The following is a 13962-nucleotide window of genomic DNA, read 5'->3' on the forward strand; positions in this document are numbered from 1 at the left end:
TCACCGCCGCACCCTGCTCCGGCCCCCCTCGCAGCCTTCCCCTCGGATGCCTCGTACGAAGAGATACTCACCGCACTGCGCGAGATACAGCTCATGCCCACCCCGCCGGCCTCCGGTCTTCCCGCCCCGCAGCGTGCGCGCCTTCAGCACCTGTGCGCCTGGCTGGACGCAGCCCTGCATCGTTGGAGACATGATTGTTGAGCGCCTTCCTGCTGCACGGTCAGGGCTTCGTGGCCTTGGTCCTCTTCGGCTGGTGGGGGACGGTCCTGATCCCGGCGAGTGCTTCGAGCGGATCCGCCCGTGCCCGGGGTCAGTATTCCGGTCGCCTGACGGCGACACCCTGTGTGCGTGAAAATCGGCGTGTGGTCGTCCGGCGGACGTCGTGTCGCCTTGGCGCGTTCCGAGCCCGTGGGTCAGTAGGACGCTCGGGGTCCACCGACAGGCACCCGGATATGTTGCTCCGAGCACGTGAATCAGACTCTTCCGCCTGCCGGACCCCCGCCGGACGGTCGCGTGCTCGCGGCCGACGACAGGAGGGGGTGCCGGAGCTATGGAAGTGATCCGCGAACGCTGCGCGGGGATCGACTGGGCGGTGTGACCTACGACTTCGACACCTGGCCGGACCTGCCCACCTTTCTGGAGATCGAAGGCTCTTCCGAGGCGGCCGTGAAGGAGGCGGTGGCGGGGCTCGGCCTGGACTACGACCAGGCCCGCTTCGGCAGCATCGATCTGATCTACAAGAGCGAAGTCGGGCGTGACATCCTCGCGGAGCCCACGCTTCTCTTCGCCTGACCCGGCCGGCACCTCGGCAGTGCGCGGCGACAGCAGCCTGATTTCCGGCATCGCTGCCTCAGAACCGGTTGGGGCGATCAGCGGTTGTCGGCCACTCCCGACCGAGCTGGTTTCTGAACGGCTGGGCTTGCGGTGCTCACGGGCTGGCGGAGCGCCCCGAAGGCACAGCCGTACACGTTGCGGGCGCTCCGCACGCGCCGCCCGTTCGAGCCACCAGCCGAGGCCATCGCGCTCGCAGCGCCCACCGGCGCCCCGCTCCGAGGCTGGAGCGGGGCGCCGGTGCGTGACGTGACTCCCGCCGCCTCGATCGAATTGAGTGAGTCGTCGGGGCTGGGGGCGAGGACCCCGCATACCGAGGGCCCCGCCCCTGTCTTTGTTCAGAGTGCCGCGAACTCGACGAACGCGGCCCACGCCGTGGGTTCTACGGTTAGTGCGGCACGGGCTGTGTCCTTCGAGTCGCGGACGTGGACCCTGGTGGGGCGGGTGGCGACCTCGACGCATTCGCCGCCTTCCTCGCTGCTGTAGCTGCTCCTGCGCCATACCAACTGGTCTATGTGCGGCTGATGTACGTGCGCGTTCATGGATCTCCCAGCAACTTCTCTACGTACGCCAATGATTCACGAGGAGTCAGGGCCTGCGCCCGGATGATCCCGTACTTGGCCTCCAGCGCACGGACGCGGTCCCGCTCCGTCTGCAGGCGGCTCACGTTCTGTACCTCGGCGTACGCGATCCTCCGCCCTTCCTTCGTTTCGATCAAGGTGAAGGGACCGGCCATACCAGCATTCTCTTCACGGTCGAGCGGCATCACCTGGATCTCGACGTTCCTCCGCTGCCCCATCAAGAGGATGTGCTCAAGCTGGCCACGCAGGACGCCTCGGCCTCCGATGGGACGCCTCAACACTGCCTCATCCATGACGAAGCTGGCGAGCGGTGCATCGCGGCTGGACAAGATCTCCTGCCTGGCCAGGCGTGCGCCCACTCGCTGTTCGATCAGTTCGTCATCCATGGGCGGCCGCATCATCATGAATATGGCCCGCGCGTACTCCTCCGTCTGCAAGAGTCCGGGCACCGCCTGGTTCGCGTACACATGCAGTTCGACGGCCTCCGCCTCCAACCGTGCCGCATCCCTGAAGAACGCCGGATACTGAGCCCGAGCCACCTCCTCCTTGCTCGCGCTCAACACCCCACCTCCATGCAGCACTTCATCGGCCTGGTCGATGAACTTCGGCGGCGGGATGCGTCTCCCCTGCTCGAACGACGCGATCGTCGAGGCCGAGTAGCCGGTGAGCGACCCGAGCCTGGCGCGATCCATGCCCGCGCGGTCCCGAAACAGCTTCAACTGCCGGCCGAACACGCACAACATGCCCGTCCCGACCTCGTACTCCGGCTGCTGAACCTCGTCGTCCACGCCGCGACTCCTCTCGTACGACCGCCCGGTCAGCCAACTCGGGGCCCGGGAACCGGTCACGCCCAACAGCAGGTACAAGCGCACCGCCCGCGTGTACAGCCCGTACCCGTCAGTGCGTCGCTCCTGGTGAACGCTACGCAGAGTCCGCGACTGTTGACCCTATGAAGTCAGCAACTCCCCCGAACGGGCATATGCCACAACATCTCGCACCCGAACGCGAGTTCACCATGTGCTTCACCTCGACCCCACGCGGTGCCCGCCTCGCCCGTCGGCTCGTCTCGCACCGCGTGAACGACTGGGGCCACCCCTACACGACCCCGGTCAACGAGACGCTCACCCTCATCACGGCGGAACTCACCGCCAACGCCGTACGCCACGGCCACGTCCCGGGCCGGGACTTCCACCTCCACCTCACCCAGACCGAAGACGTCGTCCGCATCGAGGTGACCGACACCCGCGCCGAGAAACAGCCGCCGGCCGGCCCTCCGGCGACCGACCCGCTCTCCGAGTCCGGCCGGGGCCTGCTCCTCGTCGCCGCCCTCGCGGACGACTGGGGCGTCACCCCTCGCCGAGGCGCTCCGGGCAAGACCGTGTGGGCGGAGCTGCGGGTGCGGCAACAGGGCCACCCGCGCACGCACCGGGCGGCCCTTGAGCCGACGGAACTCGATCTGCTCCTGGCTACTGCTTCACTGCTGCGCGACGACGTCGGGTCGCGGCAGGAGAACGCCGGCCGCGGAGGTCGTCGTCGGTGAGACGTGCTCGCCCTCCCTCTGCACGTCGTGACCGGATCGGTCTCAGGGGCGGGTGCCGGCTCCGAAGCCCGTCCAGCGCAGGTCGACCGGGAGGTGGCCCATGTCGTTGTACAGCAGGACCGTCGGCGCCGTGCCGTCGCGGTACTCGATCACGGTGAGCGCGGCGTTCCCGCAGTTCAGGCCGAGCCATCGCACCGGCGGCGCGTCCAGGGCGTCCCGGACGAGCCAGGCCACCTGGTAGGCGTGGGTGACCAGGACCTCATGTGTCTCGGTCTCGGCGGGGCGCGCGAACCTGCCGGTCAGGGCGTCGGCACGGCGGCGGGAGTCCTCGGCTTCCTCGGCGCCGTAGCCGTCGAAGAACGCGGCCCACGACGGCGGCACGTCGACCGGCACGTGCGGGATGTGGTCGATCAGCTCCGGCGCCTCGCGCACGGCGGCCTCCGGCAGACAGGCGCCCATGATCTGCGCGGAGTGCACCGCCCTGGGCAGGGGCGAGTGCCAGACCGTGTCGACCGGGATACCTGCCAGACGCTTCCCGACCAGCTCCGCCTGCCTCTCCCCGACGTCGGTCAGGGTGCCGAAGGGGTCGGCGGCCCCGTGTCGTACCAGGTACACATGCCGGGTTGCCATGGTGGATCTCCTGTCGGGAAGGGGTCGGTTCAGCGGTTGCGCAGGGCCGTGTGGGCCGTTTCGAGGCGTTGGGTCTCGTCGCGGGCGGAGTGGTCGCCGGAGGCGTCGTCGGCCCAGGCGAGCAGTCGGCGGACGTGTTCGTCGGCGGCGTCGGTCACGATGCGGGGGCTGCCGAGGGCCACGTCGCCGCTGGTTCCGTCGACGGTGATGAGCGTGCCCTCCGGGACGGTGCGGCCGCCGGCCGTCACGGAAGCGTCGTCGGGGTCGATGGTGAGGCCGGCGACGCCCACGACGGCGGGCTTCCCCATGGCGCGCGCGACGACCGCGGCATGGCTGGCGGGGCCGCCGCGCGCGGTGACGATCGCGGTGGCGGCGGCGAGACCGTGCATGTCGTTCGGGGAGGTCTCCGGGCGTACCAGGACGACCGGACCGGTTCGGGCCATGCGTACCGCGCCGTCCGCCGTGGTCGCGATCCTGCCGGTGGCGACGCCGGGGCAGGCGCCGATTCCCCGCGCGAGGACGTCGGCCTCCTCGGCGGACGCGATGCGCGGTGTGCGGGCGTGCCGGAGATGGAGCGGTGACACCCTGAGCAGTGCTTCCTCCCGTCCGATGAGCCCCTGGTCGACGAGTTCGGTGGCCAGGCGGACCGCGGCGCCCCCCACGAACCGGCCGGGGCGGACCTGGAGGAGCCACAGCTCGCCGGACTCGAAGGTGAACTCGACGTAGCAGGCGTCGCGGTAGTGCTCTTCGATCCGGCGCAGGGCGTCGAGCAGCCCGGCCCACACCTCGGGCTCCCGCTCGGCGAGTTCGCGCAGGGGCCGGGTCGTCGACCTGCCGGAGACGACCTCTTCCCCCTGGTGTCCGAACAGGACTTCGCCGAACGGGGCGTCCGCGCCCGTGTTGGGGTCACGGCTGAAGGCGACTCCGGTGCCGCTGGCGCCGTCGCGGTTGCCGAAGACCATCCGCTGGACGATCACGGCCGTGCCCAGGTCGTGCGGGATGCCGTTCACCTCGCGGTAGGTGCGCGCGCGTGGTGCGTCCCAGGACGAGAAGACGGCTTCGACAGCGCGCCTGAGCTGCTGGGGGGCGTCGTCCGGGACGGGCCGGCCGCTTCGTCGTCGGACGAGGTCCTCGACCGCCTCGACCGACCGGGTCAGGAACGCCTCCTCGGTCCCGGCCCGCCGCCCGGGATGTTCCTCGGGGACGGCCGGGGCGGCGGCGTCCGTGGTCGCGGAGGCGAAGCTGGTCAGGAAGTTCAGCCGTGCGCTCAGCGCGAACGGCCGGTCGCCGGTCTCGGCGGCGAGGCCCTCGGTGGCTTCGGCCGTGAGGCCGAGGTTGAGGATCGTGTCCATCATGCCGGGCATGGACACGCTGGCCCCGGAGCGGACGGACACCGCCAGCGGCTTGTCCGGCCCCCCGAAGACACGCCCGGTGCGGCGTTCGAGGTCGGCCACGGCCGTCGCGAGCTCGTCGTCGAGTCCTTCGGGAAGGCGGCCGTCCCGCAGGAAGGCGCGGCAGCCTTCCGTGGTGATGACGAACCCGGGCGGCACCGGCAGGCCGAGACGGTGCAGTGCGACCAGGCCGAGCGCCTTGCCGCCGAGGGTCTCCGCCGTCTCCTCGGCCTCGGGAGAGAGGGCGCGGATCCACCTCATCGCCGCAACCCGAGTGTGGCCAGCAGGTCTTCGTGCAGCTCCGCCCACACGATGTGGTAGGACGCGGTGCTGTCGGCCACGTACTCCAACCGGCCGGAGGCGGCACGTTCGAGGGCTTCGGTGAGGCGGACCCGGTAACGGCCGAACCGGGGCAGGGCCGCGGACAGCTCGGCGCCGACCACGGCGGCACGCCGGTCCAGGTCGGCGAACCGGGCGAGCACCCGGGAGTCGTAGCCGGGATCGCTGTGGTCGTTGACGCTCATGACGCCGTCGACGGGGCGCAGTTGCCAGGCCGTGCAGAGGTCGAGCAGCTCGGGGTTGAGGACGAGGAACCGCTCGTACGCCGCCGTCACCCGCTCGCGGGCCCCGGCCGCCTCCAGTTCGTGGGTGATGCGCTCGGCGTCCGCCGCGCGGCCGGCGTCCGTGAGGCTCCACCCCGGCATGTCGCCGGACAGGCGGGTGACCAGGCCGTCGCCGCCGAGATCGATGAGCTCGGACTCCGCGTCGGATTCGTCGAGCCCCGTGATCGCGTGGAGCCGGGCGAGGCTGATGGTGCCGGCGCAGCGCAGGGCGTGCAGTACCAGCAGGCCGGCGTCCGTCGCGCGCGCTTCGGGCCAGGTCATGAACGGTCCTTCCGGGGGTGTGGTGCGTGGTGCGGGAAGTGCGCCGGTCGTCGCCGGGCTCGGCGAGCGTCGCCGGTGCGCGACCGGCCTCGGCCCTGTTGTGCGCGACCGGCCTCGACGCGGAACGGCGTCGTCATTCCTGGCGGCCGTAGGCGCGGACCGCAAGGGGGCAGAAGACGACGAACAGGACGGCCGACCACAGCAGGGTGCGGCCGACGCTCCCGTGGTCCGGGGTCCCGTTGAGCAGGGCGCGGCAGGCGTCCATGACATGGGTGACGGGGTTGACGTCCGCCCAGGCGCCCAGCCAGCCGGGGAGGGTGTCGGTCGGGGAGGCGAGGCTGCTGCCCAGCTGGAGCGGCAGGAAGGCGATGAAGCTGAACGCCAGCACGGCCTCGGCGCTCTTGACGATGACACCGATGAACACGGTGACCCAGCTGAGGCAGAACCCGAACAGGATCGCGAGCCCGGTCGCCCCGAGTGCGGCGGGGATGCCGCCGTGGACGCGGAATCCGAGGGAGAGGCCGATGACGAACAGGACGGTGACGGCGATCAGATAGCGGAGGATGTCAGCCGTCACGGAGCCGAGCAGCGGCGCCGTACGGCTGATGGGGAGGCTGCGGAACCGGTCGGTGACGCCGTTCTTCAGGTCGAGGTTGATGGCCGACCCGGTGGAGATCATTCCGGCCAGTCCGGCGCCCATGACGAGGATTCCGGGAAACAGGTACTGCAGGTATTCGCCGGTGGAGCCGGCGACGGGGCGGCCGAACAGATAGAGGAACAGGACCATGAACAGCGCGGGGGTGACCACGCCGTTCATGAGCGGACCCGGGTTGCGGGTGGTCTTGAGGAGGCTGCGCTGGGCGAGCACCGCGCTGTGCCGGAGGGTGGCGAGGCGTCGGGGCCGGGCGGCGCCGGTGAGGGCGGTGGTCATGCTGCCTCCTTGGCTTCGGCGGTGGGGGCTCCGGTCAGGGACAGGAAGACCTCGTCGAGGCTCGGCAGGCGGAAGGCGAGCTCGCCGACCTCGATGCCGTGGTCCCGGAGCTGGCAGGTCATCTCGAAGAACTCGGCGTCGCCCGCGACCGGCACGACGAGTTCGTGACGGCGTGAACGGTCGGGCTCCCGGCCCGCGACCCGGGCGATGACGGAGGCGGCGAGGTCGAGGTCGGCGGCGTCGGCCGGACGGAGGACGACCGTGTGTCCGCCGATCTGGCGCTTGAGGGCGGTAGGCGTGCCGGACGCGATCACCCGCCCGTGGTCGATGACGGTGATGCCGTCGGCGAGGGCGTCGGCCTCTTCGAGGTACTGGGTCGTGAGCAGGACCGTGACGCCCTCCTCGCTGAGCCCTCGGATCATCTGCCACAGCTCGTCGCGTTTGCCGGGGTCGAGTCCGACCGACGGCTCGTCGAGGAAGACGACCTCGGGCCGGCCGACCAGGCTCGCGGCGAGGTCGAGGCGGCGGCGCATCCCGCCCGAGTAGGTGGCGACGGGCCGGTCGGCAGCGTCGTCGAGACCGAAGCGGGACAGCAGTTCACCGGCCCGTTGGCGGGCGTCGGCGCGCCGGAGGTCGAGGAGCCGGCCGATCATGACCAGGTTGGACCGCCCGGACAGCTCGTCGTCGACGCTGGTGTGCTGCCCCGACAGCGCGATGCGCCGGCGGACCTCGGCCGGATCCCGCCGGGCGTCGATGCCGGCCACGCGCACCTCTCCCGCGTCGGGCCGCAGCAGGGTCGCCAGCACTCGGACGACGGTCGTCTTGCCGGCGCCGTTGGGCCCCAGCAGTCCCAGCACATGCCCGCGCGGAGCGGAGAGGCTCACTCCGTCGACGGCCGTCGTCCGGCCGAATGTCCTGATCAGTCCGTCGACCTCGAACCCGTTGTCACCCACGCCAACTCCGATGTTCGCGTATTCCAGATATCTGCATCATCTGGATGTCGGTTGTATCATGACACACCAGGAGCCGAAGGGGACACGATGGCGAGACTGACCCGCGCACAGCAGCAGGAGCGGACCCGTGCGGCGGTGCTGGTGGCGGCCCGGCAGGAGTTCGCCGAGTTCGGCTACGCCGAGGCCAAGATCGACCGGATCGCCGAGCGGGCCGAACTGACCAGGGGGGCGGTCTACTCCAACTTCACCGGCAAGCGCGCGCTGTACCTCGCGGTGCTGGTCGACGCCGCCGAACGGGCCCGGGACGCCGCCGAACCCCCGGCGGAATCCCCCGCCTCCGTCGGACAGGCGCTCGGCTCGTTCGCCCGGGTCTGGCTCGAACGGCTGCCCTTCCTCGGCGACACCCCGGGAAGCGGCCATCTGCAGTTGCGCTCGCTGTCCGGAGTGCTCGGCACCGAGTCGGCGCGGGCCGCGCTCGCCGAACTCGTCCGGTTCGAGGCGCTGTTGCTCGCGCTTGCGCTCGAGCCGCGGTCCGCCGTGCGCGCCGCGGCCGTGCGGCCCGCCGGGCTGGTCCTGACCCTGCTCCACGGCGCGGCCGGCCTCGCGGAGAACGCCCCCGGCGTCGGCGACCCCTTCGACCTGGCGCGCGCCGCCGAGCATCTCGCCGGGATCGCCCTCGGCGACGACCGGGAGCCGCCGCATCTGCCCTATGTCGCTCCGGCGCGCTCGACCGAGACCCCGTGGACGCCGCCGGGCGGTCTGCGCGACGAGATCACCGGCCGGCCGGCCGGTCTCGGCGACGACGGGGTGGTCGTCGTGCTGGGTGCGGGGCGCCTGTCCGCGGCCGAGGACGCGATGCGCTCGGCCCGGCCGGACGACGAGGTGACGGTCGTCGTCGTCACGAGCGACCCCGCCGAGATCGGCCGGCTGGCGCGGCTCCGGATCGTGGATCTCGTCGGCTGTCTGCGCCGGGTGTTCACGGCCGACCGGCTGCCCCGCGCGCGCGTCGTGTTCGACGACGCCGGAACGGTCCCGGCAGCCCTCGGTCACCTCGCGGCCGGCGACCTCCCGGCCGGCGACCTCGACCTCGCCGAGATCGCGGTCCGGGTCCGCGACGGGCTGATCACGACGTACGCGACCGGCCGCGGCGCGGGCCACGCCGCGGCCCGCCACCACTCCCCCGATCCCGGGCGGAGCGGGGCGGTGTGACACCGGGCACGCCTGCGCCGTCACCGCGACGCGGGACCGGCGGCCGGTACGGGACCTGCGGCCGGTGCGGGACCGGCGGCCCTAGGTGCTGAGGGAGACCGAACCCAGGGCGCCGAACGCGGCGTGCACCTCCTGGTCCGGCAGCAGGTCCACCGCGCCGGACCAGGAGCCGGCCAGGACGAGGTCACCTGCCGCGATGCCGGCGCCGAAGTCCGCCAGGATGCGGACCAGACAGGCCACCGACTCGGCCGGATGCCCCATGACCGCCGAGCCGTGGCCGGTGTGCTCGGCACCGCCGCCGCGCAGGACCATCCGTGCCGCCGCCAGGTCGGCGGTGTCCGGCGGGACGCCGGGGCCGACCACGGCGGCGGCGGAGGAGGCGTTGTCGGCGACGGTGTCCACCAGGCCGATCCGCCATTCCTCGATCCGGCTGTCGAGCACCTCCAGGACGGGGCAGACCTCCGTGGTGGCGTCGAGCACGTCCCGGGCCGTGACATCGCGGCCGCTCAGGTCCCGCGCCATCCGGAAGGCGAGCTCGCCCTCGACCTTCGGTGCGATGAACCGGCCCAGATCCAGATGGACGCCGTCGGGCAGGATCATCCGGTCGGTCAGGTAGCCGAAGTCGGGGTGGTCGATGCCGAACATCCGCTGGATCGCCTCGCTGGTGGCTCCGATCTTGAGGCCGGCCGGAACGGCGCCGTCCGCCACGTCGAGCGCGCGGACCTCGCTCTGGATCGCGTACGCGTCCGCCAGGCCGAGCCGCGGGTGCCGCGACGACACGGGCGGCACCGGGCGGCGGGTCCTGGCGGCGTTCCACAGCTCGGCGGCGAGCTCGCGGTGGAGGGTCCGTACGGCGGTCGTCATCGGGTCGCCACGAAGAGCCGGCCCCCGGGCAGACCGATCGGCACGGTCCTGGTCCGCGAGAAGCCCGCAGCGGCGAACTTGTCCAGCCACTCCTGCTCGGTGGGGAGAGCGACGCTCATGAAGGTGGAGTGCAGATAGGTGAAGAGCGCACTGAACCTGCGCTCCTCGGGCTGCGGCGCGTAGCGGACGGCGTCGGCCACGGCGAGGAACCCGCCGGGGGCGAGCGCGTCGCGCAGGGCGCCGAGAACGTTCTGGGCCGTGCGGTCGTCCGCGACGATGTCGTGCATGACATAGCAGGCCAGGACGGCTTCCGCGCCGGCGACCGGCCCCGGGTCGTCGGCCAGCGACTCGATGGGCCGCTCGATCACCGTCAGGCGCTCGTGCACACCGGCGGCGAGGGCGGCGTCACGCGCGGCGGCGCAGGCGGCGCCGTTGACGTCGACGGCCGTGCCGGTGCGTGCCGGATTCTCCCGCAGCAGGTCGATGAGCAGAGCGCCGGACCCGGCGCCGAGGTCCGTCACCCGGAGCGCGCCGGACGCCACGACCTCCTCGACGAGCTGCGGATAGAAGGCGCGTTCGCCGATCCATCGTGAACTGACCGCGACCCGGCGTCCGTTGCGCCGATGGGTGCGGGCGGCCTCGGCCGGGTCGGTCAGGAACTCGCGGGCATGGTCGATGAAGGGGCCGTTGGCGTTCATCGCCCAGGACACGTACCCGGCCTGGTGACGCAGCTCGGGGTAGTCGGCGGCCGCCCGGAAGCCGCGGGGCGCCTCGGTCTCGGTGATCAGACCCGCGGCGAGCAGCGACGTCAGGTACGCGGTGACGCCGTCGAGGGGGACGTCGGCCGCCTTGGCCATGTCCGAGGCGGTGAACGTCTCGCCGGAGTCCAGGACCTGGTCGGCCCCGATCTCGGCGCCGATCTGCAGCAGTGCGGCGACCGCGGCCGCGTCGGCCACGGAGGCCGGGGTGTGCCGTTGCATGGTTCCCTCTTCCTTGCCCGTCGGATGTGACGCGCCGGAACTGACGCGTCGGATGTGACCCGTCAGATGTGGTCGGCGGAGCCGTGCGGCAGATCCCCGGGCGCCCGTTCGGCGGCCAGTCGCATGGCGACCTCGATGATGGTGTCCTCCTGGCCGGCCACCACGCGCCGTTCGCCCAGTTCGAGGAGGATCTCGCGGGGATCGACGCCGAAGCGCCGGGCCGCCCGCCGCACCGGCGCCGCGAATCCGGAGAACACTCCGGCGATACCGCTGGCGATGGTGACGCTGTCGTTGGTCGGCACGTGCTTCACGAACCGTTCCTCGGCCGTGTCCGCCGCGTCGAGGGCGCCGAACAGCCTGATCCGCGTCCGCGCCTGCTCGACATGGAGGTTGGCGGCGACCAGCTCGACCGGCGCGTTGCCCGCGCCCGCCCCGAACCCGCGTGCCGTGACGTCCACGATGGTCGCCCCCGCCCGCATCGCGGTCATGCTGTTGATCACCGACAGGCCGAGGTTGTTGTGGGCGTGGAAGCCGATGGCGATGTCGAGCTTGTCGACCAGTTCGCCGACCTTCTCCCGCACCTTCTGCGGGGTGTAGGCGCCGGCCGAGTCCATCAGGACGACCGCCTCGGCGCCGTAGTCCTGCATGAGCTGTGCCTGTTCGACCAGCTTCTTCGCCGAGGCCATGTGGCTCATCAGCAGCAGGCCCTTCACGGTCACGCCCATGGCCCGCAGCATCGTGATCTGCTGGCGGGTGACGTCGGCCTCGGTGCAGTGGGCGCCCACCCGGACCTCGTCCACACCGCAGTCGAGGGCGGGCTTGAGGTCGCGTTCGACGCTGGCGAAGCCGGGGATGGAGAGCACGCCGAGCCGGGAGTGCCGCAGTTCGGCCTTGGCGGCGCGCAGCATCTCCGCGTCGCTGATGGCCGCGATGCCGACCTGGATGGAGGAGGCGCCGAGACCGTTGCCGTGCCCGACCTCGACGACGTCCACGCCCGCCGACTCGGCGGCCCGGGCGTACACGCTGATGTCCTCGGCCCCCAGCTGGTGGCCGACGGCGTGGTTGCCGTCCCTGAGCGTCGTGTCACAGATCTGGAGTGTGCCGCTCATGACCGCCCCCGCCCGGCGCGCGCCTCCGCCGCGGCGACGGCGGCGCAGGTGATGATGTCCAGGTTTCCGGCGTAGGGCGGGAAGTGGTCGCCCCGCCCCTCGACCTCCACCGTGAGCATGTAGCGGTCTCCGGTGGCGACCGGCGGCACCACGACCCGGTAGCCGGGAACGTAGGAACGGATCTGTTTCTCCATCGTGGTGACGGCGTCCCGCAGGGCGTCGAGGTCGATGCGTTCGGTGGTGGACACGGCGACGGAGTTGCGCATGACGATGCCGGGGTCGGCCGGGTTGATGATCAGCACGGTCTTGGTCCGGGCCGCGTCGCAGAACTCGCCGGTCGCCTGTTCCGTGGTGTGGACGTACTCGTCCAGGTTGGCCCGTGAGGCGGGGCCCACGCTGGCCGAGGCGCTCGCCGAGACGATCTCCAGGTAGTCGACATGGCCCGCGATCCGCGTGATGCAGTGGGCCATCGGGACGGCGGCCTGCCCGCCGCAGGTCACCATGGAGAGGTACTGCTCCTCCACGCAGGTCTCCAGGTTGAGGGCCGGGACGCAGAACTTGCCCCGGTTGGCCGGTGTGAGGTCGATGAACGGCAGCCCCAGCGGCTCGACGACGCCCCAGTGGCGGGTGGCGTCGGCGGCGGAGGTCGCGTCGAACACCAAGTCGATGTCGTCCTTGGCCTCGAGGACCGCGTCGATGCCGTCGGTGCTCGTGGCGACCCCCCGGCCGCGGGCCAGTTCGAGGCCGGGTGACTCGGCCCGCCTGCCGGCGAACAGCACACAGGTCAGCAGAGGCGACGTCTCGAGTTTCAGCAGCAGATCGGTTCCGATGTTCCCGGTCCCCACGACGGCGGTTCGCAGCGGAGCCGGATGCTCTGGCGTCCTCATTCGGTCCTTCCTCTCGCAGTGGGGCGGCCGCCGGGGTGGTCCTGTTGGCCGGCTCCGAGCGGCGGTGGGTTCACGTCGTGCATCTCCGGTGACAGATAGACCTTCACGCGGGGGCGGGAGCGGCCCGGCTGCCAGGAGAGGTAGTTGTGGACGCCGGTTCCCTCGTCGAGGTCGCGGTGGGCGATGCCGGCGAGCACGGCGTCGTAGCGGCTCAGCGCCCGCGGATGCGCGGCGAGGACCCGGCGGATGCGCCCACGGACCTGGCCGTCGTGCTCCGCATAGGTCCACAGCGGTATGTAGAGCGTGGCCGGGGGCCGTTCGAGGGTCTGGGCGTCGAACAGCGACAGGCAGGTGACGGGCGGCTGCACGGTGAAGTGGCGGCGCCCGTCCGTCATGGTCGCGCACAGGGCGCGCACCTCGCCCGGCTCGAACCCCGGATAGGACTTGAGGACGGCCGCCACCTCCTCGGCGTCGGCGCCGAAGTGCCGGAAGTAGACCTTCACCCGGGCCTCGGGGCCGTCGGCGAGATCCAGCGAGAGCAGGAAGGGCACGTCGTAGCCGGGCCGCTGGACATGGGCCTGGACCGCGGACCACAGATGTCTCGCCCCCATCCGGTCCAGTGCGGTGTACAGCAGGTCGAACACCCCGTCCGGGCCGGTCACGTCCAGGTAGAACCAGACCTTGAACCGGACCGGGGCGCCGGGCCGCACCTCGGCGCCGTACATGGACACGTGCGGCCCGTCGGCGTCATCGGGCAGGAGCAGGTCCGCGACGGCCGACCACCGGGCCGTGCCGGCGCCGTGGCGTCCGGCGAGCAGCGGCATGAGCGCCCGCGCCGCGCCGGGGTCACGGGCCGGCACGCCCGCGGTGAGCGGCTCCATGGCGAACTGGAGGGCGGGCGTGTCCCCGCCCAGGTCGACGGCGTACTCCACCGGCGACCCGTCGGGCGACACGTCCGACAGGGGGAGGTCGCTCGGACGGGCGGCGCCCCAGTGGCCGGTCATGGCGCGGAACGTCGCGACGAACTCCGTGCCGCCGCCCCCCAGTCCCAGAGTTCGTGCTGTCTTCTCCAATAGCGTGGCGCAGGCATCTCGGACCGTCGCCGACTCCTCGGTCACCCGGTTCTCCTCGTCAAGTTCCACGTCGGGGCGCGGTGGCTCAATGCCACCCGG

Annotated in this window: 14 protein-coding genes and 1 pseudogene; 3 read left to right on the forward strand and 12 right to left on the reverse strand. The window is 71.7% G+C overall.

What is annotated here, in order from left to right:
• Positions 1 to 582 precede the first annotated feature (582 nt).
• Positions 583 to 792, forward strand: a pseudogene (locus tag IE239_RS31735) (adenylyl cyclase); the annotation flags it as partial.
• A gap of 377 nt (positions 793 to 1169) precedes the next feature.
• Here IE239_RS31735 and IE239_RS31740 read toward each other — a convergent pair.
• Entirely contained in the window at positions 1170 to 1373 is a 204-nt protein-coding gene (locus tag IE239_RS31740; RefSeq protein WP_190152897.1) for a DUF397 domain-containing protein, read from the reverse strand.
• Positions 1370 to 2200, reverse strand: coding sequence for a helix-turn-helix domain-containing protein (locus IE239_RS31745; protein WP_190152898.1), 831 nt, complete (start codon positions 2198 to 2200; stop codon positions 1370 to 1372). The genes IE239_RS31740 and IE239_RS31745 overlap by 4 nt, the downstream gene beginning before the upstream one ends.
• 191 nt (positions 2201 to 2391) lie before the next feature.
• On the opposite strand from IE239_RS31745, the gene IE239_RS31750 reads away from it, so the two are divergent.
• Positions 2392 to 2952, forward strand: a complete 561-nt coding sequence (locus IE239_RS31750; protein WP_190152899.1) for an ATP-binding protein — start codon at positions 2392 to 2394, stop codon at positions 2950 to 2952.
• A gap of 42 nt (positions 2953 to 2994) precedes the next feature.
• Here IE239_RS31750 and IE239_RS31755 read toward each other — a convergent pair whose 3' ends face one another.
• From IE239_RS31755 to IE239_RS31775, 5 genes are all read right to left on the reverse strand, one after another.
• Complete coding sequence (locus tag IE239_RS31755) at positions 2995 to 3582, reverse strand: histidine phosphatase family protein (RefSeq protein ID WP_190152900.1); 588 nt, start codon at positions 3580 to 3582, stop codon at positions 2995 to 2997.
• A gap of 29 nt (positions 3583 to 3611) precedes the next feature.
• On the reverse strand, positions 3612 to 5234 hold the full coding sequence (locus IE239_RS31760; protein ID WP_190152901.1) for a pyruvate, phosphate dikinase: 1623 nt from the start codon (positions 5232 to 5234) through the stop codon (positions 3612 to 3614).
• On the reverse strand, positions 5231 to 5857 hold the full coding sequence (locus IE239_RS31765; protein WP_190152902.1) for a transcriptional regulator: 627 nt from the start codon (positions 5855 to 5857) through the stop codon (positions 5231 to 5233). Before IE239_RS31765 ends, IE239_RS31760 begins: the two co-directional genes overlap by 4 nt.
• Positions 5858 to 5990: 133 nt before the next feature.
• Positions 5991 to 6788 (reverse strand): ABC transporter permease, encoded by a 798-nt coding sequence (locus tag IE239_RS31770; RefSeq protein ID WP_190152903.1) that lies wholly within the window; start codon positions 6786 to 6788, stop codon positions 5991 to 5993.
• Complete coding sequence (locus IE239_RS31775; RefSeq protein ID WP_190152904.1) at positions 6785 to 7741, reverse strand: ATP-binding cassette domain-containing protein; 957 nt, start codon at positions 7739 to 7741, stop codon at positions 6785 to 6787. Before IE239_RS31775 ends, IE239_RS31770 begins: the two co-directional genes overlap by 4 nt.
• Positions 7742 to 7828: 87 nt before the next feature.
• On the opposite strand from IE239_RS31775, the gene IE239_RS31780 reads away from it, so the two are divergent.
• Positions 7829 to 8950, forward strand: a complete 1122-nt coding sequence (locus tag IE239_RS31780; RefSeq protein ID WP_190152905.1) for a TetR family transcriptional regulator — start codon at positions 7829 to 7831, stop codon at positions 8948 to 8950.
• A gap of 81 nt (positions 8951 to 9031) precedes the next feature.
• Here the strand turns inward: IE239_RS31780 and IE239_RS31785 are convergent, their stop codons facing one another.
• The 5 genes from IE239_RS31785 to cymD all read right to left on the reverse strand — a co-directional run bounded on the left by IE239_RS31785 (position 9032) and on the right by cymD (position 13932).
• Positions 9032 to 9814 carry a 2-keto-4-pentenoate hydratase gene (locus IE239_RS31785; RefSeq protein WP_190152906.1) on the reverse strand — a complete coding sequence of 261 codons (783 nt, stop codon included), beginning with the start codon at positions 9812 to 9814 and terminating at the stop codon, positions 9032 to 9034.
• Entirely contained in the window at positions 9811 to 10794 is a 984-nt protein-coding gene (locus tag IE239_RS31790) for a class I SAM-dependent methyltransferase (RefSeq protein WP_190152907.1), read from the reverse strand. The genes IE239_RS31785 and IE239_RS31790 overlap by 4 nt, the downstream gene beginning before the upstream one ends.
• 62 nt (positions 10795 to 10856) lie before the next feature.
• Positions 10857 to 11903 (reverse strand): 4-hydroxy-2-oxovalerate aldolase, encoded by a 1047-nt coding sequence (gene dmpG, locus IE239_RS31795; RefSeq protein WP_190152908.1) that lies wholly within the window; start codon positions 11901 to 11903, stop codon positions 10857 to 10859.
• Entirely contained in the window at positions 11900 to 12790 is an 891-nt protein-coding gene (locus IE239_RS31800) for an acetaldehyde dehydrogenase (acetylating) (RefSeq protein ID WP_190152909.1), read from the reverse strand. Before IE239_RS31800 ends, dmpG begins: the two co-directional genes overlap by 4 nt.
• Positions 12787 to 13932 (reverse strand): dimethylallyltryptophan synthase CymD, encoded by a 1146-nt coding sequence (gene cymD / locus IE239_RS31805; protein ID WP_190152910.1) that lies wholly within the window; start codon positions 13930 to 13932, stop codon positions 12787 to 12789. Before cymD ends, IE239_RS31800 begins: the two co-directional genes overlap by 4 nt.
• Between the last annotated feature and the right edge of the window lie 30 nt (positions 13933 to 13962).

The sequence above is a fragment of the Streptomyces humidus genome, assembly GCF_014649655.1.
Classification (GTDB): domain Bacteria; phylum Actinomycetota; class Actinomycetes; order Streptomycetales; family Streptomycetaceae; genus Streptomyces; species Streptomyces humidus.

Coding starts and splice junctions, on each gene's coding strand:
- IE239_RS31740 (WP_190152897.1), bottom strand. CDS start 1,373: ATGAACGCGCACGTACATCAGCCGCACATAGACCAGTTGGTATGGCGC.
- IE239_RS31750 (WP_190152899.1), top strand. CDS start 2,392: ATGCCACAACATCTCGCACCCGAACGCGAGTTCACCATGTGCTTCACC.
- IE239_RS31755 (WP_190152900.1), bottom strand. CDS start 3,582: ATGGCAACCCGGCATGTGTACCTGGTACGACACGGGGCCGCCGACCCC.
- IE239_RS31760 (WP_190152901.1), bottom strand. CDS start 5,234: ATGAGGTGGATCCGCGCCCTCTCTCCCGAGGCCGAGGAGACGGCGGAG.
- IE239_RS31765 (WP_190152902.1), bottom strand. CDS start 5,857: ATGACCTGGCCCGAAGCGCGCGCGACGGACGCCGGCCTGCTGGTACTG.
- IE239_RS31770 (WP_190152903.1), bottom strand. CDS start 6,788: ATGACCACCGCCCTCACCGGCGCCGCCCGGCCCCGACGCCTCGCCACC.
- IE239_RS31780 (WP_190152905.1), top strand. CDS start 7,829: ATGGCGAGACTGACCCGCGCACAGCAGCAGGAGCGGACCCGTGCGGCG.
- IE239_RS31785 (WP_190152906.1), bottom strand. CDS start 9,814: ATGACGACCGCCGTACGGACCCTCCACCGCGAGCTCGCCGCCGAGCTG.
- IE239_RS31790 (WP_190152907.1), bottom strand. CDS start 10,794: ATGCAACGGCACACCCCGGCCTCCGTGGCCGACGCGGCCGCGGTCGCC.
- dmpG (WP_190152908.1), bottom strand. CDS start 11,903: ATGAGCGGCACACTCCAGATCTGTGACACGACGCTCAGGGACGGCAAC.
- IE239_RS31800 (WP_190152909.1), bottom strand. CDS start 12,790: ATGAGGACGCCAGAGCATCCGGCTCCGCTGCGAACCGCCGTCGTGGGG.